Genomic DNA, 965 nt, shown 5'->3' on the forward strand with positions numbered 1-965 from the left:
GGGGGTTGTGGATGCTGCGGCGGTTGGGTGACCGGGGTGAGGGGTCGCTGTCGTATTTGACGGTGATCCTGCTGGTCGCGGCGGTGACCGCGGTGGTGTCGGTGGTCGCGGTGGGTGATGAGATCTCGGCCGGGATCCGGTCGGGGGTGTGTGCCGTCTCGCAGGACGAGGATTGCCGTGAGCCGGGTGAGGGTCCGGGTGGGAGTCCGTCTCCTGGTGTGTCGGGGACGTCTCCGGCGGCGGTGCCGGCGGGGGGTGAGACGCCGGAGGAGCGGGAGTACCGGGAGGCGAAGGCGGCGGCGGACAAGGCCGACCAGGACGCCCGGGACGTGGAGAACGAGTGGAACAATTTCGATCTGCTGAAGGAGATCGCCAAGCTCGGGCTCGATTTCATCGCCGGTGACATCATCAAGTGCATCGACAATCCGAATTTCATGGACTGCCTGTGGGCGATCGTGGGGATCGTCCCGTGGGGCAAGATCGGCAAGCTGATCAAGTCCATTCCCAAGATCGCCAAATTGATCGATCGTTTCCTGGATCTGAAGCGCCGTCTGGACAAGGCGCGTAAGAGCCGCAAGGACGCCAAGGACCGCCTCGACCGCGCGCTTGAGGCGTGCACCGGGAAGAAGGACCCCAACAGTTTCGCCCCGGGCACACCGGTATTGATGGGCGACGGCACTCGCAGACCCATCGAACGCGTCCGGGTCGGTGACACCGTCTGGGCCACCGATCCCGAGACCGGGCGCAGCGGCCCCCGCCGCGTCACGCATCTCATCGTCGGCACGGACCGCAAGCCCATGGTCGACCTCACCGTCGACCCCGACGGCCAGGTCGGCGGCCCCACCGCGAGGATCACCGCCACCGCGAACCACCCGTTCTGGGCTCCGGGCGCGGGGGAGTGGATCGGCGCCGGGCGGCTCGTCTTCGGGGACGACCTCGCCACGCCGGACGGCGGCCGGGCGATG

The 965-nt window shown here is 68.1% G+C and carries 1 protein-coding gene; it reads left to right on the top strand.

All coding sequences use genetic code 11. The features are described 5' to 3' along the window. Positions 1–23 precede the first annotated feature (23 nt). The coding region (locus IE99_RS0128470) for a Hint domain-containing protein (RefSeq protein ID WP_281176597.1) at positions 24–965 on the top strand (942 nt) is incomplete at its 3' end.

The sequence above is a fragment of the Spirillospora albida genome (genome assembly GCF_000718255.1).
In the GTDB taxonomy this organism is placed as follows: domain Bacteria; phylum Actinomycetota; class Actinomycetes; order Streptosporangiales; family Streptosporangiaceae; genus Spirillospora; species Spirillospora albida.